The sequence below is a fragment of the Pseudaeromonas aegiceratis genome, assembly GCF_046254905.1.
GTDB classification, from domain to species: domain Bacteria; phylum Pseudomonadota; class Gammaproteobacteria; order Enterobacterales; family Aeromonadaceae; genus Pseudaeromonas; species Pseudaeromonas aegiceratis.
The window spans coordinates 3,384,436-3,406,243 of the sequence record NZ_CP158016.1 but is presented as its reverse complement, the minus strand read 5'-3'; the positions used below and the strand labels follow the sequence as shown (position 1 = coordinate 3,406,243).

16 protein-coding genes are annotated in these 21,808 nt (G+C 66.3%); 8 read left to right on the top strand and 8 right to left on the bottom strand.

Features of this window, described 5'->3' with window-relative positions:
• Positions 1 to 2 precede the first annotated feature (2 nt).
• The 3 genes from ABHF91_RS15985 to ABHF91_RS15975 all read right to left on the bottom strand — a co-directional run bounded on the left by ABHF91_RS15985 (position 3) and on the right by ABHF91_RS15975 (position 2,494).
• The gene (locus tag ABHF91_RS15985) at positions 3 to 689 is read right to left on the bottom strand and encodes a hypothetical protein (protein WP_409421223.1); all 687 of its coding nucleotides are present in this window, start codon (positions 687 to 689) and stop codon (positions 3 to 5) included.
• Positions 690 to 883: 194 nt separating this feature from the next.
• Complete coding sequence (locus ABHF91_RS15980; RefSeq protein WP_409421222.1) at positions 884 to 1,597, bottom strand: site-2 protease family protein; 714 nt, start codon at positions 1,595 to 1,597, stop codon at positions 884 to 886.
• Positions 1,598 to 1,606: 9 nt separating this feature from the next.
• Positions 1,607 to 2,494, bottom strand: coding sequence for a DUF2167 domain-containing protein (locus ABHF91_RS15975; RefSeq protein WP_409421221.1), 888 nt, complete (start codon positions 2,492 to 2,494; stop codon positions 1,607 to 1,609).
• A 235-nt stretch (positions 2,495 to 2,729) separates the two neighbouring features.
• Between ABHF91_RS15975 and ABHF91_RS15970 the strand changes: the two genes are divergently transcribed.
• A complete protein-coding gene (locus tag ABHF91_RS15970; RefSeq protein WP_409421220.1) occupies positions 2,730 to 2,978 on the top strand; it encodes an Lpp/OprI family alanine-zipper lipoprotein in 249 nt (82 codons plus the stop codon).
• 66 nt (positions 2,979 to 3,044) lie between these two features.
• Here the strand turns inward: ABHF91_RS15970 and ABHF91_RS15965 are convergent, their stop codons facing one another.
• Positions 3,045 to 3,986, bottom strand: a complete 942-nt coding sequence (locus ABHF91_RS15965) for a L,D-transpeptidase family protein (RefSeq protein WP_409421219.1) — start codon at positions 3,984 to 3,986, stop codon at positions 3,045 to 3,047.
• A gap of 123 nt (positions 3,987 to 4,109) precedes the next feature.
• Between ABHF91_RS15965 and recC the strand changes: the two genes are divergently transcribed.
• The 4 genes from recC to metF all read left to right on the top strand — a co-directional run bounded on the left by recC (position 4,110) and on the right by metF (position 14,023).
• On the top strand, positions 4,110 to 7,445 hold the full coding sequence (gene recC / locus ABHF91_RS15960; protein WP_409421218.1) for an exodeoxyribonuclease V subunit gamma: 3,336 nt from the start codon (positions 4,110 to 4,112) through the stop codon (positions 7,443 to 7,445).
• Positions 7,445 to 10,882, top strand: coding sequence for an exodeoxyribonuclease V subunit beta (recB, locus tag ABHF91_RS15955; protein ID WP_409421217.1), 3,438 nt, complete (start codon positions 7,445 to 7,447; stop codon positions 10,880 to 10,882). The genes recC and recB overlap by 1 nt, the downstream gene beginning before the upstream one ends.
• Positions 10,875 to 12,968, top strand: coding sequence for an exodeoxyribonuclease V subunit alpha (gene recD, locus ABHF91_RS15950; RefSeq protein ID WP_409421216.1), 2,094 nt, complete (start codon positions 10,875 to 10,877; stop codon positions 12,966 to 12,968). Before recB ends, recD begins: the two co-directional genes overlap by 8 nt.
• A 155-nt stretch (positions 12,969 to 13,123) precedes the next feature.
• A complete protein-coding gene (gene metF, locus ABHF91_RS15945; protein ID WP_409421215.1) occupies positions 13,124 to 14,023 on the top strand; it encodes a methylenetetrahydrofolate reductase in 900 nt (299 codons plus the stop codon).
• Positions 14,024 to 14,065: 42 nt separating this feature from the next.
• On the opposite strand, the gene ABHF91_RS15940 is transcribed toward metF, so the two are convergent.
• Positions 14,066 to 14,977 (bottom strand): LysR family transcriptional regulator ArgP, encoded by a 912-nt coding sequence (locus ABHF91_RS15940; RefSeq protein ID WP_409421214.1) that lies wholly within the window; start codon positions 14,975 to 14,977, stop codon positions 14,066 to 14,068.
• A gap of 89 nt (positions 14,978 to 15,066) precedes the next feature.
• On the opposite strand from ABHF91_RS15940, the gene ABHF91_RS15935 reads away from it, so the two are divergent.
• Together ABHF91_RS15935 and ABHF91_RS15930 are read left to right on the top strand one after the other, a co-directional pair.
• Positions 15,067 to 15,702: a LysE/ArgO family amino acid transporter gene (locus ABHF91_RS15935; RefSeq protein WP_409421213.1), complete on the top strand. Its 636-nt coding sequence runs from the start codon at positions 15,067 to 15,069 to the stop codon at positions 15,700 to 15,702.
• A gap of 68 nt (positions 15,703 to 15,770) precedes the next feature.
• Complete coding sequence (locus ABHF91_RS15930; RefSeq protein ID WP_409421212.1) at positions 15,771 to 16,199, top strand: Hsp20/alpha crystallin family protein; 429 nt, start codon at positions 15,771 to 15,773, stop codon at positions 16,197 to 16,199.
• 60 nt (positions 16,200 to 16,259) lie between these two features.
• On the opposite strand, the gene ABHF91_RS15925 is transcribed toward ABHF91_RS15930, so the two are convergent.
• Positions 16,260 to 17,528, bottom strand: coding sequence for an O-acetylhomoserine aminocarboxypropyltransferase/cysteine synthase family protein (locus ABHF91_RS15925; RefSeq protein ID WP_409421211.1), 1,269 nt, complete (start codon positions 17,526 to 17,528; stop codon positions 16,260 to 16,262).
• A 218-nt stretch (positions 17,529 to 17,746) separates the two neighbouring features.
• On the opposite strand from ABHF91_RS15925, the gene ABHF91_RS15920 reads away from it, so the two are divergent.
• Complete coding sequence (locus ABHF91_RS15920) at positions 17,747 to 19,444, top strand: alpha-amylase family glycosyl hydrolase (RefSeq protein WP_409421210.1); 1,698 nt, start codon at positions 17,747 to 17,749, stop codon at positions 19,442 to 19,444.
• A 279-nt stretch (positions 19,445 to 19,723) separates the two neighbouring features.
• On the opposite strand, the gene ABHF91_RS15915 is transcribed toward ABHF91_RS15920, so the two are convergent.
• Complete coding sequence (locus ABHF91_RS15915) at positions 19,724 to 21,094, bottom strand: ATP-binding protein (protein ID WP_409421209.1); 1,371 nt, start codon at positions 21,092 to 21,094, stop codon at positions 19,724 to 19,726.
• Positions 21,087 to 21,806, bottom strand: a complete 720-nt coding sequence (locus ABHF91_RS15910) for a response regulator (protein WP_409421208.1) — start codon at positions 21,804 to 21,806, stop codon at positions 21,087 to 21,089. The genes ABHF91_RS15915 and ABHF91_RS15910 overlap by 8 nt, the downstream gene beginning before the upstream one ends.
• Positions 21,807 to 21,808: the final 2 nt, after the last annotated feature.

Here is a 21,808-nt window from a genome sequence, read left to right as displayed (position 1 = left end):
GGTCAGCGGCTCTGCTGCGGACGGGACGCGATCGTGTCGTGTGGCGTCGGGCTCATCAGGGCGCTGGCGTGGGTTTGCGGCAGCCTGGAGTGCACCAGGGCATACCCGAATGAACTGGAAAATACCACAAAATAGCCCAGGGATTCGGTGGCTTCCTCGACGATGTTTTTCACCCCGCGGACAAACTGCTCTCCCATAAGGGCGTGCCAAAGGACGCCCATGCCCATCAGCCGACTGAACACCAGCACTATGGCCATGCCGATCACCAGGCCACTCCAGGCGCGACTGTCCATCACCTCTGCCAGCGGCGCCAGCACAGTCCCCGGGTGGGCGCGGGCGGCCAACAGGCTGGCTGCCGCCAGCAACAGCGCCGGGATAACCCAGAAACCATGATGGATCTGATCGAAGAAGGCATCGGATTCGCGGATCAACAGGCAGCCAAAGAAACCGGCCATCAGGAGATAGCATCCCCGCTGGGCCGGCCTGTGCCAGGCGCACCAGCCAAACAGGAAGACGATGCCACCCAGCATGGCGGACTGGGCACCCTCGGTGAGGGAGCGCTCACCCAGGTCGTTGTGCAGCACCAGTATGTCGGTGAGGACCAGGCCGGCGACCAGGGCCAGCCCCAGGGCGGTGAGGAAAAAGCTCAGTAAGCCCGCCTGCAGGCGAGCGAGAGTCAGTTTATTCATCTTGTTAAACCACAGCAAAAGAGCCAGAAAAGAGAGAAGACCAGAGCTTGTCGGGAGGCAGCGCTCTGGCAACCAGGCGCCATCTGTTCCTAGATGACTTGATGAAGGCAGTTCCGTTAAGCAGCGGGCGCGTTGGTCCACGCCGACGTGAAGGGTGTCACATTTTTGTCAAGATTGCATGGTTTGGCGCTGATTCAGCCGCGTAAGGGGGCGAGCTGCTGGTGCAGGTGCTGGCTCATGATGGCCAGAAACGCCAACAGGCCCAGGTAATAGCAGCCGTACTGCAGCTTCTGCTCCAGGCTGGCCCGGTAGTAACTGGCCGGCTGGGCCAGCCGACCGCGCAGCAGGCCCCATACCTGGGGGGCGGCCAGCACGGCCACCAGCAGCAACAGGGGGCTGGGGCGGTAGAAAAACAGCGCCACCAGCACAGGGATCCCCACCAGCCAGAGCTTGGGGGAGAGGATGGCGACGATGCGCCCGCCATCGAAGGGGGTGAGGGGGATCAGGTTGAACAGGTTGAGCAGGCAGCCCATGTAGGCCAGGGCCAGCCAGAGGTTGCCGCCGCCATGCCGTCCCAGGTAGTAGCAACCCATGGCCCCCAGGGTGCCCAGCAACGGGCCGGCCAGGGCCACCCAGGCTTCCGTCTCCACCGACATGGGCTGGGTCTTGAGTTCGATCCAGGCGCCGACGAAGGGGATGAAGGTGGGGGCGCCCACCGCCAGGCCCCGCTGGCGGGCGGCCAGGTAGTGACCCAGCTCGTGAACCAGCAGCAGACCGACGAAGCCGACGGCAAAGGCCCAGCCGAACAGCTGGGCATAGATCACCACCGACAGCAGCATGCTGCCCAGGGTCACCAGCAGGGGACCCAGCTTGCCGGCGCTGACCAGCAGCAGTAACGCCTTGAGCATGGCGCCTCCTTAGCCTTTGCGCTTGCGCCGCCGGCCTAGCAGGCCACCCATGGCGGCCAGGCCGATGAGCAGCAGCTTGGCGTATTTGGCCAGCATGGCGGCGGCCAGGGCGAAGAAGCCCAGCTTCTTGGCGGCGACGCCGGCCACCAAGGCCGCCAGGCCATATTCCGCCACCTGATCGCTGCCCGCCTGAAAATCGTCATAGCGCTTGCCGGGTTGGAAGGTCAACTGCGCCATCAGGGCCGCGGTCACCGGCTTCAAACGGTTCACGTTGTCCGTATCTGTGATCAGATTGAGGCCAAGATAGCCCTCCCGGCCCAGGGCCAGGGTCTTGTAGTTGATGGTGTAGTTACGCTGCTGACTGCCCTTGTCCCGGGCGGTGGCGGACCAGCGCAGCTGGTGGTTGCCGGCGCTGTAAACCGGCACCTCGGCCCAGCCCAACACCTCCAGCTCGGGGATGCCCCGCTGACGGCGCTCCTGGTTGGCCGCTTCTGTGCCTTCTTTGAGGCTGTTGAGCATCTCGTCCGGATCCCAGGCCTTGGCATCATCATCCCGGATATAGCCCACCGGCTCGAAACTCAGCAGCATCATCCAGGCCTCCTGGTCGCTGATCGGCAGCACCATGCCCTGCAGGCTGTCGTTGTAGTGGCCGTTGATGGCCTGCATCAGGTGGCGGGTCTCCTCCGCCGGCACATAGACCATGGCCGCCGGCAGCTGGAGGCTGGCCTGATCGGCCAGGGTCAGGGTGCGGGGGCCGAGCTGACTGGCGGCCATGGCGGCTTGCCGGGCGCTGACAAACTCCTCCTGAGCCTGCTCCTGGCTCAGGGCCCAGAGGGGGGCACTCAGCAGCAGACCAAGCAGCGCCAGCAGGGGGCGCAGGGCGGACAGAAGGGGCACGAACAATTCTCCTTGTTCTTGAAACTGGGGGGCCTTTCCTGGCGTCGGGCGAGTCTACGGTGACCTGGGTTGCCTGTCCGTGACACAACTGTCGTTTCTGGTGGCTTGGCGACGGGGTAGGTGAGAAAACGCCGATAAGAATCAGCACTTTTCCTTGATTAATCCGTGGGGGATTTGTGCCATACTGCTAGGGCCGGAACGCGTCCAGGCAAGCATTAAGCAAAGGGAGTGAATCATGAACAAGTATCAAGCTTTGTTGGGTACAGTGGTTTTGGGTTCCACCCTGTTGGCCGGTTGTGCCAACACGGATCAGCTGCAAGCTGATGTGCAGAGCCTCAATACCAAGGTGGATCAGTTGACCAGCGACGTGGCTGCCATCAAGCAGTCCCAGGCCCAGACGGCCAGTGACGTGCAGGAGGCCAAGAGTGAGGCCATGCGCGCCAACCAGCGTCTGGACAACATGGCCACCACCTACAAGAAGTAAGCCGGTCTGGCTGACGAGCGGCGCCCCGGGGCGCCGCTTTTGTTTGGGCGTTTGCCGGCGTGACGGCTAGTTCCAGCCGATCACCACCGGCATGCCGCTGCGCTCCAGCAGTGCCTGATCCACCGTATCCAGATCCGTGTAGGGGAAGTTGATGAACTCCCGCACCTGGCTGGAGAGCACCAGGGGGGCGCCATCGCCGTCGTACTCCTCCTGAGTGCGGGAGAGGGGCTGATGCACCTCCATCCAGCGGCGGCCATCGGGCTCTTGCGAGACCAGCACCGGCTGGTTGATCACTCGCACCGGCGTGCCGACCGGCACCATGTTGTAGAGCGCTTCTATGTCGGGGGCGCGCAGACGGATGCAGCCGGCGCTCACCCGCAGGCCGACACCAAAATTCTTGTTGGTGCCGTGGATCAGGTACTCACCGTGGCCGTAGGCCATGCGCATGGCGAACTTGCCCAGGGGGTTGTCCGGCCCGGCCTCCACCCGTTCCGGCAGGGGATCGCCCTGGGCCAGGTGTTCGGCCCGGATGCTGGCGGGGGGGATCCAGACCGGATCCGGCTGCTTGCTGAGGATGCGGGTCTCCATCTCCGGAGTCTCCCGGCCCACCCGGCCGATGCCGATGGGGTAGACGTACACCTTGTCCTCCCCCTCGGGGAAGTAATAGAGCCGCAGCTCCGCCAGGTTGATGACGATGCCCTTGCGGGGCACGTCCGGCAGCAGCAGCTGGCTGGGAATGGTCAGGGTGCGTCCGGGGCGGGGCAGGAAGGGATCCACCCCTGGGTTGGCGGCCAGCATGGCATAGAGGCCGACCTGGAACTGGGCCGCCAGCTCCTCCAGGGAGCCGCCGTTGTCCGGCACCTCCACGTGCATGGGACTGCCGATGAGACGGCCCTCGCCCAGGGAATAGACGGCCGCCTGCACGGCGGAACAGCCCAGCAGCCCGATGAGGCACAAGAGGCGGAGGGACGGCCGGCGAATGGACGGCAGGCGAATAGACAGCAACATGGTGTGATACTCCTTCAATGCCACTGCGATTGTTAGCAAAATCCCATCCCAATGCCAAGGCCCTGACCGCCTAGGATTTTTGGGTATGATAGCGTCTTACGATGTCCCAGCCCGGAGCCCGCCATGTTCACCGTCTATCACGCCAACCACTTGGAGGTGCACAAGGCCCTGCTGGCGGCGCTGATCCGGCGCGCGCCCCTGAGCGATCCCTTTGCCGCCGAGCAGATACTGGTACAGAGCCCCGGCATGGCCCAGTGGCTGCGCCAGGCACTGGCCCAGGAGTTCGGCGTGGCGGCCCAGCTGGCCTTTCCCCTGCCCTCTACCTTCATCTGGCAGATGTTCAGCCTGGTGCTACCCCAGGTGCCCGAGCTGAACCCCTATACCAAGGGTGCCATGGCCTGGCGGCTGATGACCCTGCTGCCGCAGCAGCTGGCGGATCCCAGCTTCGCCCCCCTGGCCCACTACCTGGCGGAGGATCCGGATCAGCGCAAGGGCTACCAGCTGAGCCAGCGCATCGCCGACGTTTTCGACCAATACCTAGTCTACCGGCCGGACTGGATCGCCGACTGGGAGCAGGGCGGCGAGCTGGGGGCCGAGGCCCAGCCCTGGCAGCCCAGACTGTGGCGCGCCCTGGTGACCGCCACCGAGCAGCAGGCCGACCACCTCCACAGAGCCAACCTGTTCGAGGCATTTATCCGCCGGCTGGAACAGCCCGAGCCACCGGCAGGCTTGCCCAAGCGGCTGTTTATCTTCGGCATCAATGCCCTGCCGCCCAACTACCTGCAGGCGCTGCGGGCCCTGGGCCGGCACATGGACGTCCACCTGATGCAGGGCAACCCCTGCCGCTTTTACTGGGGGGATCTGCTGGAGCGCTGGCGCATCGACGGCCGGCTGTTCCAGCAGCTGCTGGAACGGCGCCGCGCCCATATCCTGGCCAACCTGGAGCAGGAGGCGGGCCAGCGTCCGCTGTTCGCCAGCCAGGGGGAGCTGGAGGCCCTGTTCAATGCCGCCGACGAGCTGGCGGACGGCCACCCCCTGCTGGTCTCCTGGGGCAAGCAGGGGCGGGATCATCAGGCCCTGCTGGCGGATCTCGAGCCCCGGGAGTGCGAGGCTTTCGCCGATATCGAGCCCAGCGGCCTGCTGCAGCGGCTGCAGGCGGACATGCTGGATCTGCTGGATCGCAGCCGGCCTGAGGCCGAGCCCTTCTGTTTGTTGCCGGAGGATGACTCCCTGCAGGTGCGGGGCTGCCACAGCCCCATGCGGGAGGTGGAGGTGCTGCACGACGCCCTGCTGGCCATGCTGGCGGCCGACGCCACCCTGCAGCCCAGGGATATCCTGGTGATGGTGGCGGACATCAACGTCTACAGCCCCTTCATCCAGGCGGTGTTCGGCGCCGCCCAGGGCAGCCGCTGGCTGCCGTTTGCCATCTCGGATCGCTCGGCCCAGCAGGAGAGCCCGCTGCTGCAGAGCCTGCTGACCCTGCTGCGACTGCCCCAGCTGCGCTGCTCGGCTCCCGAGCTGCTCTCCCTGCTGGCGGTGCCCGCCATCCAGGCGGCCCTGGGGCTGGACGAGGCGGCGCTGGCCGCCCTGCAGGTCTGGGTGCAGGAGGCCGGGGTGCGCTGGGGGCTTGACGAGACCGACGGTGCGCGCTTCGAGCTGAGCCGGATGCCGGGCAACACCTGGCAGCACGGCCTGGAGCGCATGCTGCTGGGCTTTGCCATGGCCGGCGCCGATCCCCTGGCGGACATCAGCCCCTACGGCGAGGTGGAGGGGCAGGACGGCGTGCTGCTGGGCCAGCTGGCGCTGTTTGTCGAACGGCTGCGCCGGCTGCGGGATGGCTTGCCCGAACCCCGCAGCCTCACCGCCTGGCGTGAGCTGGTGGATGATCTGCTGCTGGCCTTCTATGCCCCCGATGAGGCGGGGGAGGAGGAGCTGGCCCAGGTGCGCCAGGCCCTGGCGGAGCTGGCGCGCCAGCAGGCGGAGGTGGGTTTCGACGGGCCCCTGTCGTTGGCGGTGATCCAGGACTACCTCACCGAGGCCCTGGCGGGACGGCGCTCCAGCGGCGGCTTCCTGGCAGGGCGCATCAACTTCTGCACCCTGATGCCCATGCGCTCCATCCCCTTCAAGGTGATCGGCCTGCTGGGGATGAACGACGGCGTCTACCCGCGCAGCGTGCCGCCCCTGGGCTTCGATCTCATGGCCCAGGCGCCGCGTCGCGGCGATCGCTCCCGGCGGGAGGATGACCGCTACCTGTTCCTGGAGGCCCTGCTGGCCGCCGAGCAGAGGCTGTATGTCTCCTACGTGGATCGCAGCAGCCAGGACAACCAGCCCAGGGAGCCCTCGGTGCTGCTGGCGGAATTGCTGGATTACTGCCAGCAGAGCTGCTGCCTGCCGGACGGCAGCCGGGAACCCAAGGATCTGTGGCGGCGCCTGGTGCGCCAGGAGGCCCTAGTGCCCTACGATCCGCGCTATTTCGACCCGGCGGCCCCCGTCTCGTTTGCCGCCGACTGGTGCCCGCCGGCGGACCTGACGCCTGCCGCGCCCTTTATCGGTGATCCTCTGCCGCTGCCGACCGAGTTGCTGGCCGACGGCCTGCTGGAGCTCTCCGATCTGCTGCGCTTTGCGCAAAATCCGGTGGCCAACTTCTTTCAGCGCAGCCTGCGGGTGCGCTTCGATGCCGGCGTGGCGGAGCCGGAGCAGGACGAACCCTTCGCCGCCGATGCCCTGACCAGCTACCAGCTGCGCCAGCAGTTGCTGGCGGCCAGCCTCGCGGGTCAGCAGGCCAGCCTCAGCCAGCGGCTGCGCCATAGCGGCCTGCTGCCCACCGGCGCCCTGGGGGATCTGCTGCTCGACGAGCAGGTCAACGGGATCCAACCCCTGCTGCAGGCGCTGGAAACGGCGCGCGCCGCCCCGGCCCGCCGTCTGCCGCTGGACCTGAGCCTTAACGTCCGCTTGCCCGATGGCAGCGAGCGGCGGCTCAGCCTGCAGGGCCAGCTGCCGGATTGTCACGGCGGCGCCCTGGTGCGCTATCGCGCCGGGGAGTTCAAGCCGGTGCAGCTGGTGCGGGCCTGGCTGGAGCACCTGTGCCTGTGTGCCGCCTATCCCCCCGCTGACACCTTGCTGCTGGGCATCAAGGGGCACTATCGCCTGCAGCCCTTGGCCGCCGAGGCGGCAAAGGCGCAGCTGTCTGCCTGGCTGGCGGCCTGGCTGCAGGGGCTGACCGAGCCCTTGCCCCTGCTGTGGGCCACCTGTTTCGTCAGTCAGGACGAAAAAGCCCAGGCGGATCTGTTCGCCGCCCGGGAGCGGCAGTTTGTCGGCAGCGAGTATGTGCGGGGCGACAGTCTGGATCCTTACGTGGCCCGGGCCTTCCCGGCATGGGACGAGGCGCTGCATCAGGCGCTGGATGCGTGGGATCGGCGCCTGCTGGCCCCCCTGTATGACCATCTGGAGGTCTGCTGATGAGCCGCATTCTCGACATTACCGGCTTTCCGTTGCGCCAGGCCCGGCTCATCGAGGCCAGCGCCGGCACCGGCAAGACCTACACCATCACGGGGCTCTACCTGCGGCTGCTGCTGGGGCGCGATGGCCCCGAGGACTTCGGCCTGCCCCTGACGGTGGACAAGATCCTGGTGGTGACCTTCACCGAGGCCGCCACCGCCGAGCTGCGGGGCCGCATCCTGGCCCGCATCCGCGCGGCCCGCAAGGCGTTCGACAGCGGCGATGCCCAGGGCGACGAGCTTATCGCCGCGCTGCTGGCCGGCAGCCCGGATTTGGCCCAGGAGGCCCGCCGCCTACTGGTGGCGGAGCGGCAGATGGATGAGGCGGCCATCTTCACCATTCACGGCTTCTGCCAGCGGATGCTGCGGCACAACGCCTTCGAGTCTGGCGCCCTGTTCGAGACCGAGTTTGTCGGCGACGACCAGCGGCTGCGCTTCGAGGCGGTGGCGGATTTCTGGCGTCAGCAGCTCTACGGCGCCAGCCGGGCCCAGGTGGCGGCGGTGCGGGAGTGCTGGGCGTCACCCCAGGATCTGCTGGCCGAGCTCAATCCCCAGCTGGCGACCCAGGCCCTGCACTGCAAGGTGAGCGGGCGCGACTGGCGGTTGGCCCTGGCCGACGGCCTGGCGCGCATCGACGCCTTCAAGGCCCAGTGGCGGGCCGCGGCGGCGGATCTGCCGGATGTGCTGGCGGCCTCCGGCCTCGACAAGCGCAGCTATTCCGCCCGCAACCTGCCCAACTGGCTGACCCAGGTGGGGCAGTGGGCACTCACCGACACCCAGGAGTTGAGCCTGCCGGACAACCTCTACCGCTTCGGCCAGGCCTTATTGTATGAGAAGAGCCCCAAGGGGGCGCCGCCAGTACATCCGCTGTTTGCGGCGGTGGACGCCCTGCTGGCGGACAGGCCCGACATCCGCGGCCCCCTGCTGGCCCAGGCCCTGGACGAGGTGCGCCGGCGCATGGCCCAGGTCAAGACCCAGCGCCAGCAGCTCTCCTTTGACGATCTGCTCACCGGGCTGGATCGGGCGCTGGCGGGGCCGGCCTGGGCCGGGCTGGCTGAGCGCATCCGCGAGCAGTACCCGGTGGCCATGATCGACGAATTCCAGGATACCGACCCGCTGCAGTACCGCATCTTCGCCACCCTCTACCGGGGCCGGCCGGAGTGCGGTCTCTACCTCATCGGCGATCCCAAGCAGGCCATCTACGGCTTTCGCGGCGCCGACATCTTCACCTACATGCAGGCGCGGGCCGAGGTGAGCGATCACTACACCTTGGAGACCAACTTCCGCTCCACCACAGATCTGGTGGCGGCGGTGAACGGCCTGTTCGCCCAGGCCGCCTCGCCCTTCATCTATGACCAGGCCATTCCCTTCGCCCCGGTGCGGGCCAAGGGCAAGGCCGACACCCTGAGCCTGGACGGTGCGCCTCTGCCGCCCTTGCCCTATGTGCTGGCGCCCGAGCCGCTCGCCGGCGGCGCCTATCGCCAGCAGATGGCCCGTGCCGCTGCGGCGCAGATCCATGACTGGCTGCTGGCGGCTCAGCAGGGTCGACTTACATTGGGGGATCGCCCCCTGGTGCCGGGGGACATCGCCGTGCTGGTGCGCACCGGCGGTGAGGCCGCCGAGCTGCGCCGCTGCCTCGATACCCTGGCCATCGGCTCCGTCTACCTCTCCAGCCGGGATTCGGTGTTCGCCACCGCCGAGGCCGAGGATCTGCGCCGCCTGCTCAACGCCTGCCTGCACCCGTCCGACGAAGGCTGCCTGCGCAGCGCCCTGGCCAGCCGCTTGCTGGGCTGGAGCATGGGGCAGCTGGCGGCCCTCAGCGAGGACGAGGCGCTGTGGGAGGAGACGGTGGCCCTGTTTCGCCAGTGGGGCAAGCTGTGGCAGCGCCAGGGGGTGCTGCCCATGCTGCGGCAGCTGCTGTTCCACTACCGCATCCCGGCCCAGCTGCTGCAGGCGCCGGACGGTGAGCGACGACTCACCGACCTGCTGCATCTGGGGGAATTGCTGCAACAGGCCGCCGCCACCCTGGCGGGTGAGCATGCCCTGCTGCGCTGGTTCCAGGCCCAGTGTCTGGCGCCGGACGGCAACGCCGAGGAGCAGCAGCTGCGGCTGGAGTCCGAACGTCATCTGGTGCAGGTGGTGACCATCCACAAGTCCAAGGGGCTGCAATACCCCCTGGTGCTGCTGCCCTTCATCGGCGCCTGGCGGGTGACCAGCCAAGCCAACTACCACGAGCACGGCCGGTCGGTGTGGGATCTGCAGGCGGACGAGGCGGCGCTGGAGCAGGCCGAGCAGGAGCGGCTGGCCGAGGATCTGCGGCTGCTCTACGTGGCCCTGACCCGGGGCGTCTACCTCACCTGGCTGGGGCTGGCGGAGGTCAAGGTCAAGCCCGCCGGGGCGGGCAATGCCTTCATGCATCTGCTGCCTGACGGCGCGTCGCTGGCCGAGCGGCTGGCGGCCACCAAGGTGAGTGGCCTGGTGCCTTGGGACCCCCTGCCCTGGCCGGCAGCGGGCCAGCTGAGCCGGAGTGCGGCGGCGCCCCATTGGCAGGCCCGCCAGTTTGCGCGGCGGCTGGATCGCCACTGGCAGGTGACCTCCTACTCCGCCCTGGTGGCCAACACGCCCCATGTCGGCCTGCCGGCACCGGCCCCCGAGGCGCCCCGCCTGGATGCCCTGGGTTTTCCCCGCGGCGCCCGGGCCGGCACCTTCCTGCACAGCCTGCTGGAGGGGCTGGATTTCGGTCTGCCCGCCGGGGATCTGCTGCAGGGCTGGATTGACGAGCGACTCACCGGGGTGCGGCTGGCCGCCGACTGGCAGGCCGAGCCCTGGCGGCCCGTGCTGCACGACTGGCTGCTGGAGGTGTTGGAGGCGCAGCTGCAGCCCGGGCTTAGGCTGCGGGATCTGCCCCCCCAGCGCACCCTGGCGGAGCTGGAATTCCTGCTGCCCCTGGCGCCGCTGCAGGCACCGGCCCTCAGCCGGTTGCTGGCCCAGCACGATCCCCTGAGCGCCCAGGCGCCGGCGCTGAACTTCGATGACATCCAGGGCATGCTCAAGGGCTTCATCGATCTGGTGTTCGAGCACCAGGGGCGCTTCTACGTGGTGGACTACAAGTCCAACTACCTGGGGGAGCAGCCGGAGCAGTATCAGGGCGAGGCCCTGGCCCAGGCCATGCTGGCCCACCGCTACGATCTGCAGTATCAGATCTACAGCCTGGCGCTGCACCGCTACCTGAGCACCCGGCTGGCCGATTACGACTACCAGAAGCACATGGGCGGCGTCTGCTACCTGTTCCTGCGGGGCATGCAGGCCGGGCAGGGCAGCGGCGTCTACTTCACCCGCCCCTCCCTTGAGTTCATCCAGGCGCTGGATCGCCTGTTCGCCGGAGCCGACCATGACTGAGCCGACCGCCGTTACCCTCGCTTACGAACCGGCCTTGAGCAGCCCGCAGCTGCTGGCGCCCTGGCCGGGGTTGAGAGCCATCGATCAGGCCCTGGGCCGCTTCATTCAGGATCTTAATGGCCGCTTGGGCGGTGAAGCGGATGCCCTGCTGGGCCTGTGCGCCGCCCTGGTGAGCCAGGAGCTGGGCCAGGGCCATGTCTGCCTGCCGTTAAGCCAGCTGCCGGCGCGCCTGGCCGCCAAGGCCGAGTTGCCGACGGACTGGCAGGCACGAGTGACGGACATCGAGGCCCTGTCGGCCTGGCTGCGGGCCCAGCCGGTGGTGGGGGCGGATGAGACGGCCGAGTTACCCCTGGTGCTGGCCCGCGGTCGCCTCTATCTGGCGCGCTACTTCGCCTTCGAGCAACAGCTGGTGCACTGGCTGCAGGCCGCCCAGGCGCCCCTGCCGTTGACGGTGCCAGAAGACCAGCTGGCCGCCTGGCTGGCGGACTTGTTTGCCCCCGTGCCGCAGACTGTGCTGAAAGCCTGGCGGCAGGCGCGGGGTGAAACCCCGGCGCAGGCGGTGATCCCCTTCGCCCGCCAGTGGCTGGATGTGACCGAGGGCGCCGAACTGGACTGGCTGGGTCTGACCGCACTGCTGGAGGCCCAGGATCCGGTGCGGCTCTCATCCGAGTTGCCCGCTCTGCTTCCGGCAGCCGCCTGCCTCAACTGGCAGAAGCTGGCGGTGGCCACGGCCCTCACCGGCCGCTTCACCCTCATCTCCGGCGGCCCTGGCACCGGCAAGACCACCACTGTGGCCAGGCTGCTGGCCCTGCTGCAGCGCCAGGCCCTGACGACGGGGGCGGCGCTGCGCATTCGCCTGGCGGCCCCCACCGGCAAGGCGGCGGCCCGGCTGACCGAATCCCTGGGGCGGGCCATTGATGAGTTGGCGCACGGCTGGCCCCAGGTGTGCGATGCCCTGCCGCGCCAGGCCGCCACCTTGCACCGCCTGCTGGGGGCCCTGCCCGGGCGACGGGCGTTTCGCCATGACGCCGACAACCCATTGGTGCTGGATGTGCTGGTGGTGGATGAGGCCTCCATGGTGGACCTGCCGCTGATGGCGCGCCTGCTGGCGGCGCTGCCCGAGGGCGCCCGCCTCATCTTGCTGGGGGACAAGGATCAGCTCTCCTCGGTGGAGGCGGGGGCCGTGCTGGGGGACATCTGCGGCCTGAGCCACTCTGGCATGAGTCCGGAGCAGGGGCGGTGGCTGACGCGGCTCACCGGTTACGATCTGGCCCCCTGGAGCCAGGCCGCCGGTCCGGCCCTGCGGGATCGGATCTGCCTGCTGCGCAAGAGCTGGCGCTTCGACGGCCAGTCCGGCATAGGCCGGCTGGCCCGGGCGGTGAACCTGGGCCAGGCCGCTCAGGTGGCGGCCTTGCTGGACAATCCACCGGCGGATCTGGCCCTTCATGGCGGGGAAGACCGTTTGCGTAGCCTGCTGGCGGCGGCGGTGGCGGGCTATCGCCCCTATCTGGACTGCCTGGCCCAGGGGCCTTGTGACGCCCAGCGGGCGGCCAAGGCGTTGGCCCTGTTTAACCGCTGCCGGGTGCTGTGCGCGGTGCGCGACGGCAGCTGGGGGGTGGGCCCCTTGGGGCAGGCCATCGCCCGGGCGCTGCAGCAGGCGGGTTGCCTGCAGCCGGAGGGGGACTGGTATGTGGGGCGTCCCGTGATGATCACGCAGAACGATCACGGCCTGGGGCTCTACAACGGCGACATCGGCCTCACGGCGTTTGACGGCCAGCGGCTGCGGGTCTGGTTCCAGCTGCCCGATGGCCGAGTCCACGGCTTTCTGCCCAGTCGGTTGCCACCCCACGAGAGCGCCCTGGCCATGACGGTGCACAAGTCTCAGGGCTCTGAGTTCGACCACACCCTGCTGGTGCTGCCGGACGCGCCGCTGCCGGTGCTGACCCGCGAGCTGCTCTACACCGGCATCACCCGGGCCAAGGGACGGCTGTCGCTGTTCGCCCCCCGGCCCCTGCTGCTGCAGACCCTGGGACGGCTCACCGAACGAGCCAGCGGTCTGCCCCTGGCGCTGGGGGGGGCCGGCTAGCGGTGGCGGTTCGTGTTCGCTGTGTGTTTTGGCGCCATTCGTTTGGCCAGATTCCTGTTGACAAGGCCGGGCCGGCACTCCAAGATGTTTGGACATTTAGACGTCCAAACATCTGTTTGGCATGATGCCAGACCCGGTTACAGAAGGAGCAAGGGATGAGTTTTGAGAGTGCACGCCAGGTGGAGGCGCTGAACCAGAGTCTGGCGGATTTGAATGGCCGCATCGATGTCTCCTTCGAGTTCTTCCCCCCCACCACCGAGTCCATGGAACAGACCCTGTGGAACTCCATCGAGCGCCTGCAGACCCTGTCTCCCAAGTTTGTCTCCGTCACCTATGGCGCCAACTCCGGCACCCGGGATCGCACCCACAAGGTGATCAAGGAGATCAAGGAGCGCACCGGCCTCATCGCCGCGCCGCACCTGACCTGCATCGACGCCAACCGCGACGAGCTGCGCCAGATCGCCCAGGACTACTGGGACAACGGCATCCGCCATATCGTCGCCCTGCGGGGCGACCTGCCCCAGGGCATGGCCAAGCCGGACATGTATGCCGCCGATCTGGTGGGCTTGCTGAAGGAGGTGGCCGACTTCGATATCTCGGTGGCGGCCTATCCCGAGGTGCATCCGGAGGCCAAGAGCGCCCAGGCGGATCTGCTCAACCTCAAGCGCAAGATCGACGCCGGGGCCAGCCGGGCCATCACCCAGTTCTTCTATGACGTGGAAAGTTATCTGCGCTTCCGGGATCGCTGTGCCGCCATCGGCATCGAGGCGGAAATCGTGCCGGGCATACTGCCGGTGTCCAACTACAAGACCCTGCTGAAATTTGCCGGCTTCTCCAACGTCAAGATCCCCGCCTGGCTGCACCAGCGCTTCGAGGGGATCGCCGACGACGATCAGACCACCCGCAACCTGCTGGGGGCCAGTATCGCCATCGACATGGTGCGGGTGCTCTCCCGGGAAGGGGTGAAGGACTTCCACTTCTACACCCTGAACCGCGCCGAGCTGACCTATGCCCTGTGCCACACCCTGGGGGTGCGGCCCAAGCCCAAGGCTTGAGTGCTTTCGCGTCGACCAACGCCAGCCTAGTGCTGGCGTTTTTTATGGCTGGGTCTTCGCCAGGGCCTGCCGTCCGGCGGCCAGTATGGCTTGCGAGACCTGCTGATGGACGCCGCGGGCCAGCAGCCAGCGATGCCAGTAGAGGGTGCGCTGCAACGGCGGGGCCGGCAGGCTGATGAGGGTTCCGGCCGCCAGCTGGGCCCGGATCTGCAGCTCAGGGATCAGGGCGTAGGCCACCCCGGCCAGGGCCAGATCGATGAAGGCCTCGGAGGAGCGCACCGTGTGGCAGGGATAGCCGCCGGGGGGCAGGGCGAAGTGCTGGCTCAGGTAGGAGACGTGCATGTCGTCCCTGTGGTCAAAGGCCACCGCCGGCGCCCGGCTCAGGGCCTGCAGGTGCAGGCCCTCCTCGAAGTAGCGGCGGGCGAAGGCGGGGGAGCAGATCAGTCGGTATTCCATGTCCCCCAGCAGGCTGGCCTCACAGCCCGGCAGGGGCAGGGGATGACAGCCCACGGCGCCGAACACCTCCCCCTGCCGTAGCCGTTCCACGCTGCGGGTCTCATCGTCCAGCACCAGATCCAGCGCCAACGGATGGCGGTCCAGCAGCGGGGTGAGGGCCGGCAGGAACCAGGTGGCCAGGCTGTCGGCGTTGACGGCGATGCTGATGCGCAGCGGCTCGCTGGGGGCCTCCGGGTGCAGGCGGGGCAGCAGCTCCCGCTCCAGCTGGCTGACCTGGCGATAGTGGCCCAGCAACTGCTGCCCCAGCAGGGTGGGGCTGGGCGGCGAGCTGCGCAGCAGCACCGGCTGGGCCAGCAGCTGCTCCAGCTGCTTGATGCGCTGGGAGATGGCGGGCTGGGTCAGGTGCAGGGCCCGGGCGGCCCGCTCGAAGCTCTGCTCCCGCACCACGGCATCCAGGGCCTGCAGCAGCTTGTAATCCAGGGGGAGATCCCGATTCATAAATTTCTCTTATGAAATATCAAAATCATTAGTTTTACTGAAGATACGCCAAGCCCTAGGCTGACGCCATCTGTTGTGGAGGAGTCGCCATGTCGGTTGTCATGTTGCAGGGTTTTACCCTGGGGGCCAGTCTCATCATGCCCATCGGGGCCCAGAACGCCTATGTGCTGCGCCAGGGGCTGAGGCGGGAGCGCCATCTCTGGGTGGCGGGCTTGTGCCTCTTGTGTGACTGCCTGCTGATCGCCCTGGGGGTGTTTGGCGGCGGCCAGGCCCTGGCCAGCCTGCCTTGGCTCAAGCTGACTCTGACCCTGGGGGGCAGCCTGTTTCTGCTGGTGTATGGCGGTCAGTCCCTGTGGCGTGCCTGGCGCAATGGCTCGGCCCGGCTCGATCTGCTGGGGGAGGGGGCCGGTGACAAGGCCATTTTGTTCACCACCCTGGGGGTGACGCTGCTCAACCCCCATGTGTACCTGGATACCGTCATGATACTGGGCAGCATGGCGGCCCAGTGGCCCCATGAGGCCTTGCCCGCCTTCGCCCTGGGGGCCGTGCTGGCCTCCGCCGTCTGGTTCTTCGGCCTGGCGCTGCTGGCGGCGCGGCTGGCACCCTGGCTCCGTCATCCCTTGGTGCCCCGCGGCATCGATGCCCTGGTGGGGCTCATCATGCTGGGGTTGGGGAGCCGACTGTTGTGGAGTCTGGTGGGTGGATTTTTTGCCAGATCTGCTTGAAAAATGACCTGGCATGCCTCATCTGATCTAGTGAAGGCATTTGCCTGCGTAGGTAATGGGAGGTGTTTATGGCTATCGAAAGATGGAACCCCTTCCGGGAGTTCGAAGACTGGTTCCGCGACTATCACAGAGGCTTTTTGGGCCGGCTGGACGACCGGCAGAGCCTCAGCCAGAGCGACTGGCTGCCGGCGGTGGATATCACCGAGGACGACAAGGCCTATCAGCTGCAGGTGGAGATCCCCGGCATCGCCAAGGAGGACGTCAAGCTGTCGGTGGACAACGGCATGTTGACCATCAGCGGTGAGCGGCACCAGGCCCACGAGGATCAGCACCACCACAGGACCGAGCGTTTCTATGGCCGCTTTACCCGCAGCTTCCAACTGCCGGAGGACGTGCAGGCCGAGGACATAGACGCCCGCTTCCAGGACGGCATGCTGTATGTGACGCTGGCCAAGTCTAACGTGCCGCAACCGCGTCGGGAGATCGAGATCCACTGATCGGCCGCGCACGAAAGACAAGGGGACCAAGCGGTCCCCTTTTTCAGGCCTGTCGTCTGCTCAGGCGTTGAGGGCCTGATCCAGATCCGCCAGCAGATCCTCGATGGCTTCGATGCCGATGGACAGGCGGATCATCTCCGGCTTCACTCCGGCCTTGGCTTGTTCAGCCTCGTTGAGCTGGCGGTGGGTGGTGGAGGCGGGATGGCAGGCCAGGGACTTGGCATCGCCGATGTTGACCAGCCGCTTGAAGATCTGGAGGGCGTCGTAGAAGCGCACCCCGGCGTCATAGCCCTCCTTGAGGCCGAAGGAGAGCAGGGAGGAGGGTTTGCCGCCCATGTATTTCTGCGCCAGGGCGTGGTGCGGGTGATCCGGCAGGCCGGCATAGCTGACCCAGGCCACCTTGTCATGCTGTTGCAGGTACTGGGCAATCCGCATGGCGTTCTCGGTGTGACGCTCCATGCGCAGCGCCAGGGTCTCCAGCCCCTGCAGCAGCAAGAAGGCGTTCATGGGGGCCAGCGCCGCCCCCGTGGTGCGCAACGGCACGGTACGGGCGCGGGCGATGAAGGCGGCGGGACCGAAACTCTCGGTGTAGACCACCCCGTGGTAGGAGGGCTCGGGTTGGTTCAGGCCGGGGAAGCGTGCGGCGTTGGCCACCCAGTCAAACTTGCCGGAGTCGACAATGACGCCGCCCAGGGAGTTGCCATGGCCCCCCACGTACTTGGTGATGGAGTGCACCACGATATCGGCGCCAAAGGCGATGGGCTTGCACAGTATGGGGGTGGCGACCGTGTTATCCACCATCAGGGGCACGCCCCGGGCGTGGGCTACGTCGGCCAGCCCCTGGATGTCCACTATGTTGCCCGCCGGGTTGCCGATGCTCTCGCAGTACACCACCTTGGTCTTGTCGTCGATGAGTTCGGCGATGGCGGCGGGGGAGTCATCCTTGGCGAAGCGCACCTCCACGCCGAAGCTGGGCAATTGGTGGGCGAACAGGGTGTAGGTGCCGCCATAGAGTTGCGGGGTGGAGACTATGTTGTCGCCGGCCTGGGCCAGGGTCTGGATGGCGTAGTTGATGGCGGCGCTGCCGGCCGAGACCACCAGGCCGGCGACGCCCCCCTCCAGCGCGGCCAGGCGTTGTTCCAGCACGTCGTTGGTGGGGTTCATGATCCGGGTGTAGATGTTGCCGGGCACCGCCAGGTTGAACAGATCGGCCCCGTGCTGGGCATTGTCGAACTCATAGGCGACGGTCTGGTAGATGGGCACGGCCACCGACTTGGTGATGGGGTCGCACTGGAAGCCGTGATGCAGTGCCAGGGTGGCGTCTTTCATCGTCTCGTCCTTGTGGTTTGGATGGATAGACGGCCAATCTATGCCTGCCGCCGAGGGATGTAAAGCCGAGGCCTGGCGCCAATGCGGTCCAGTGCAAAAAAAGAAAACGCTATCATGCATTTGCCGAGGATGTTAGTGAGAAAAGGATCACGGCCTGACGGGGTGGGCAGTCCGTATCATGGCGGCCAACGAAGGAAATAACGCATAAGGGTAATGCAATGAATAAGCATATTTGGCATCGTTCGGCGATTTCTGTGGCAATGGCGTTGGCGCTGGCCGCCTGTGGTGGCGGTGGTGGTTCTTCTTCTACCGATGATTCCAGCTCTACCGATGATAGCGTTTATTCGCTGACCATCAGCAGCAGCGCGAACTCCGCCGACAGCCGTATGACCTGTAACCAGGGTGCAGATGTGGCCGCCTGTGATCTGCGCATGTACCAGATCATGGTGGAGGCTTTCGTCAATGGTGACGACAGCATCAACTACAACACCGGCTATGGGCCGTCCGAGCACAAGGGCGACCTGCAGGGCATCATCGACAGCCTGGACTACATCGCCGGCACCGGCGTCAACGCCATCTGGCTGACCCCGATCTTCAACTCCTGCAAGGGTGAGACCTCGGACGCCAAGCTGGAGGCCACCGGCTACTTTGCTTGTGACTATTTCACCGTGGATCCCATGTTTGGGGACAGCGCCAAGCTCAAGGAGCTGGTGGATGCGGCCCACGACAAGGGGTTGTATGTGTTCCTGGACGGGGTGTTCGGCCATGCCAGTGGCATCGGTATCACCATGGATAATGTGCCCTCCAGTCTGAGTGGCTTGGCTGAGCCGGCAACGCTGACCTCCAGTTCATCCACTTGTACCGTCAGCAGCACCCAGACCTGCTTCGATTATGACAGCAGCGACACCCTGGCCTTCTTCAAGGCGGTGGCGGCCTACTATGTGACCGAATATGGCATCGACGGTTGGCGTCTGGACCAGGCCTATCAGGTGCCGGTCAGCGATCTGGAAGCGATCCGTGGTGCGGTGGAAACCGCCGCGGCCGCTCGTGCGGCGGATGGTGAGGAGTGGGGCACCCTGGGTTATATGGTGGGTGAGGTCTGGAGTGGCCAGGACTACATCGCCAGCAATGGCTATGGCACCAGCAGCGCCCCCGGTCTGCTCTCCAACTTCGACTTCCCTATGCACTATGGCCTGATGCAGGCCGTTGGGTCTGAGACCAGTGCCAGCAGCAACAGTGATGCATCCGCCCTGTATGCCAGCTGGAACGATGGCTCCGTCTACCCTGACTTTGCCATACCCAACCTGTTTATCGGTAACCATGACATTCCGCGGCTGGGTGATCTGCTGCAGCGCACCGGGCGTGGGGACGTGGATGAGGACGAGTACTGGCTGCGTCACAAGGCGGTGTTCAGCTTCATGGCGGCTACCTCAGGCCCCATGACCGTCTATTATGGCGACGAGATCGGTGATCAGCTGGATGGTTTCTCCACCCAGGTCAGCAGCTCCACCTGCGCCAGCCAGGGTCTGTGTGATGACCACGTGTCTCGTACCGATGGCCGAGTCCTGGGCGTGACCGAGGACAGCCTGACCACCAATGAGACCAGCCTGAAGGCCTACGTGAAGTCCCTGATGGATCTGCGGGATGACCATCCGGCCCTGGCTCAGGGCTCCCTGACCCGCATCTCAGATGATGACAACGTGTTTGTCTCCCGCAAGGACAACGGTAGCGATCAGATACTGTACCTGCTCAACACCCAGGGGACTGATGCGGTGGTGACCCTGAGCACCACGGCGCTGGGGGATGATGGTACGCTGGACAATCTGCTGGATAGCAGCGATAGCCTCAGTGCCAGCGATGGTAACTACACCATCACGGTACCGGCCTACAGTGGTGTCTTCTACCAGATCAACTAAGTCCGGTTCGTTGGATAAAAAGGCCCACCATCTGGTGGGCCTTTGCGTTTGGCCTTGTGAGATGGCTCTCTTTTGGGGTTTCAAAGGGATGTAATAAATTGTTTAACCAATGTTTTTGGGAAGCTTGTCACGGTCTGGATCCTCTGGCCACGATTATGATTCCCGGCCCCCTGCACCATGGCCCTTTCCCGCTGTGGTCATGAGGCAGGACAACTTGAACAACGCCAAATAAGATCAAAAGCGCGGCCATTGGCCGCGCTTTTTTATGGGCTTGCCGAATTAGCGGGGCAGCTGCAGGCAGGCCTCCAGTCCCCCCCCGGCCCGGTTGCACAGTTGCAGTTCGCCGCCATGCTGATGCACCAGGGTGCGGGCGATGGACAGCCCCAGTCCCACACTGCCGTCTTCGGTGTTGCGGGCGGTATCGCCGCGCACGAAGGGTTTGAACACCTGCTCCAGCTGTTCTTCCGGGATACCTGGCCCCCGATCACACACCAGGATCTGCAGGCTGCGGGCGCCGCTGGTCAGGCTGACCTCGGCGCTGCCGGCATACTTGAGGGCGTTGTCCACCAGGTTCTGTACCGCGCGGCGCAGGCTGTCCGGGTGGCAGGCATAGACCTGCTTGCCCTCCGCCTGGCAACTGACCGCCTGGCCGGCATCCTCATAATCGTCGCACAGGCTGTGCAGCAGGCTGACCAGATCCACGTCTCGGCGCGGGGTCTGCTGCTGATCCTCCCGGGCAAAGTGCAGGGTGGCTCGGATCATCTGTTCCATCTGGCCCAGGGTCTGCAACATGCGCTGCCGATCCTCGCCCTCGGGCAGGAATTCGCAACGCAGTTGCAGGCTGGTGAGGGGGGTGCGCAGATCGTGGGAGATGGCCGCCAGCATCTGAGTGCGATCCTGAACGAAGCGATCGAGGCGCGACTGCATCCGGTTAAAGGCGGCCAGGGTCTCCCGAACCTCGTCCGGTCCCGATTCGGTCAGGGGCGGCAGGCGCTCCCCGCGACCAAATTGCTCCGCCTGACGGGCCAACTGCTTCAGGGGGTGGGTGATGCGGCGGATGAGCCAGATGAGCAGCAGACCTATCAGGCCCCCCACCAGCAGGAGGCTGAGCAGGTGGCGGGGCGACCAGGCGGGCGGCTCCTTGTCCTGAAAGGTGCTGAAGATCAGCCACTGGCCATTGGCCAGCTTGATGCTGCCGTACAGGCGGGCATCCCGCAGCGCCATCACGCGACCGTGGCCGCGTTCCATCCAGGGGGGGCGCCCCTCCGGCGGCGGAGGCAGTTGGGCGGGATCCATCAGCTCGGCGCTGATGCGGATATCGGTCGGCACCTCCAAGAGGCGAGTGAGCCTGGCCTCGAAGCGGGGATCCCGCTGCGGTGGCGTCCAGGCGGACTCCTTGAGGCGCAGCATCAGGGTCTCGCTGCGGCTAGCCCGCAGGATCTGTTCACTCTGGTCCGGTGGCGCCGTATTCAGCAGGTTCACCACGGCGGCCAGCTGCAGCATGGCGTGGCGGCTGTTCACCAGGCTCAGGGTGTCGCTGCGCTCCAGGCGATAGATCTGCAGGCTAAGCAGCTGCACCAGTATCAGACCGCACAGGGTGATGAGCAGCAGTTGGGTGCTGATGTGGCGGGGTAGCCAGCGTCTAATCATGCAGCACCTCGGCGGCAAACAGGTAGCCGCCGCCCCAGATGGTCTTGATCAGCTCGGGGTTCTTGGGATCCCGCTCCAGCTTGCGCCGCAGCCGGCTCACCAGGGTGTCGATGGCCCGGTCGAAGGCCTGGGCCTCCCGGCCGCGGGCCAGATCCAGCAGTTGATCCCGGCTGAGCACCCGCTGGGGGCGTTCCACGAAGACCTTGAGCAGATCAAATTCGGCGGTGGAGAGGCTGATGGTGACCCCTCCCTCATCCACCAGCTCCCGGCGGGCCTGATCCAGGGTCCACTGGGCAAAGTGCAACTGGTGGCCGGGCTGGGGGTCGGCCAGCTCCTGGCCCTGGGTGCGGCGCAGCACGGCACGGATCCGGGCCAGCAGCTCACGGGGATTGAATGGCTTGGCCAGATAGTCGTCGGCGCCCATCTCCAGGCCGATGATCTTGTCCATCTCCTCGCCCATGGCGGTGAGCATGACGATGGGCAGGCTGGAGGTGGCGCGCACGCCGCGGCATAGGGAGAGGCCGTCCTCGCCGGGCAGCATCAGATCCAGCACCATCAGCTGGTAGCTGCCGCTCTCCAGCTGGCGCTTCATCTCCTTGCCATCCCGGGCACAGGTCACCCGGAAACCGTGGGTTTCTAAAAATCGCTTCAACAGATCGCGGATGTCGGCGTGATCATCCACCACCAGAATATGGGGAAGGCTCGGCTCCATAG

Bases quoted from the DNA above. Each gene is read 5' to 3' on its own strand.
- ABHF91_RS15980 (WP_409421222.1), bottom strand. From the start codon at position 1,597: ATGCTCAAGGCGTTACTGCTGCTGGTCAGCGCCGGCAAGCTGGGTCCC.
- ABHF91_RS15985 (WP_409421223.1), bottom strand. From the start codon at position 689: ATGAATAAACTGACTCTCGCTCGCCTGCAGGCGGGCTTACTGAGCTTT.
- ABHF91_RS15915 (WP_409421209.1), bottom strand. From the start codon at position 21,094: ATGATTAGACGCTGGCTACCCCGCCACATCAGCACCCAACTGCTGCTC.
- ABHF91_RS15935 (WP_409421213.1), top strand. From the start codon at position 15,067: ATGTCGGTTGTCATGTTGCAGGGTTTTACCCTGGGGGCCAGTCTCATC.
- ABHF91_RS15940 (WP_409421214.1), bottom strand. From the start codon at position 14,977: ATGAATCGGGATCTCCCCCTGGATTACAAGCTGCTGCAGGCCCTGGAT.
- ABHF91_RS15925 (WP_409421211.1), bottom strand. From the start codon at position 17,528: ATGAAAGACGCCACCCTGGCACTGCATCACGGCTTCCAGTGCGACCCC.
- ABHF91_RS15920 (WP_409421210.1), top strand. From the start codon at position 17,747: ATGAATAAGCATATTTGGCATCGTTCGGCGATTTCTGTGGCAATGGCG.
- recD (WP_409421216.1), top strand. From the start codon at position 10,875: ATGACTGAGCCGACCGCCGTTACCCTCGCTTACGAACCGGCCTTGAGC.
- recB (WP_409421217.1), top strand. From the start codon at position 7,445: ATGAGCCGCATTCTCGACATTACCGGCTTTCCGTTGCGCCAGGCCCGG.
- ABHF91_RS15910 (WP_409421208.1), bottom strand. From the start codon at position 21,806: ATGGAGCCGAGCCTTCCCCATATTCTGGTGGTGGATGATCACGCCGAC.
- ABHF91_RS15965 (WP_409421219.1), bottom strand. From the start codon at position 3,986: ATGTTGCTGTCTATTCGCCTGCCGTCCATTCGCCGGCCGTCCCTCCGC.
- metF (WP_409421215.1), top strand. From the start codon at position 13,124: ATGAGTTTTGAGAGTGCACGCCAGGTGGAGGCGCTGAACCAGAGTCTG.
- recC (WP_409421218.1), top strand. From the start codon at position 4,110: ATGTTCACCGTCTATCACGCCAACCACTTGGAGGTGCACAAGGCCCTG.
- ABHF91_RS15930 (WP_409421212.1), top strand. From the start codon at position 15,771: ATGGCTATCGAAAGATGGAACCCCTTCCGGGAGTTCGAAGACTGGTTC.
- ABHF91_RS15970 (WP_409421220.1), top strand. From the start codon at position 2,730: ATGAACAAGTATCAAGCTTTGTTGGGTACAGTGGTTTTGGGTTCCACC.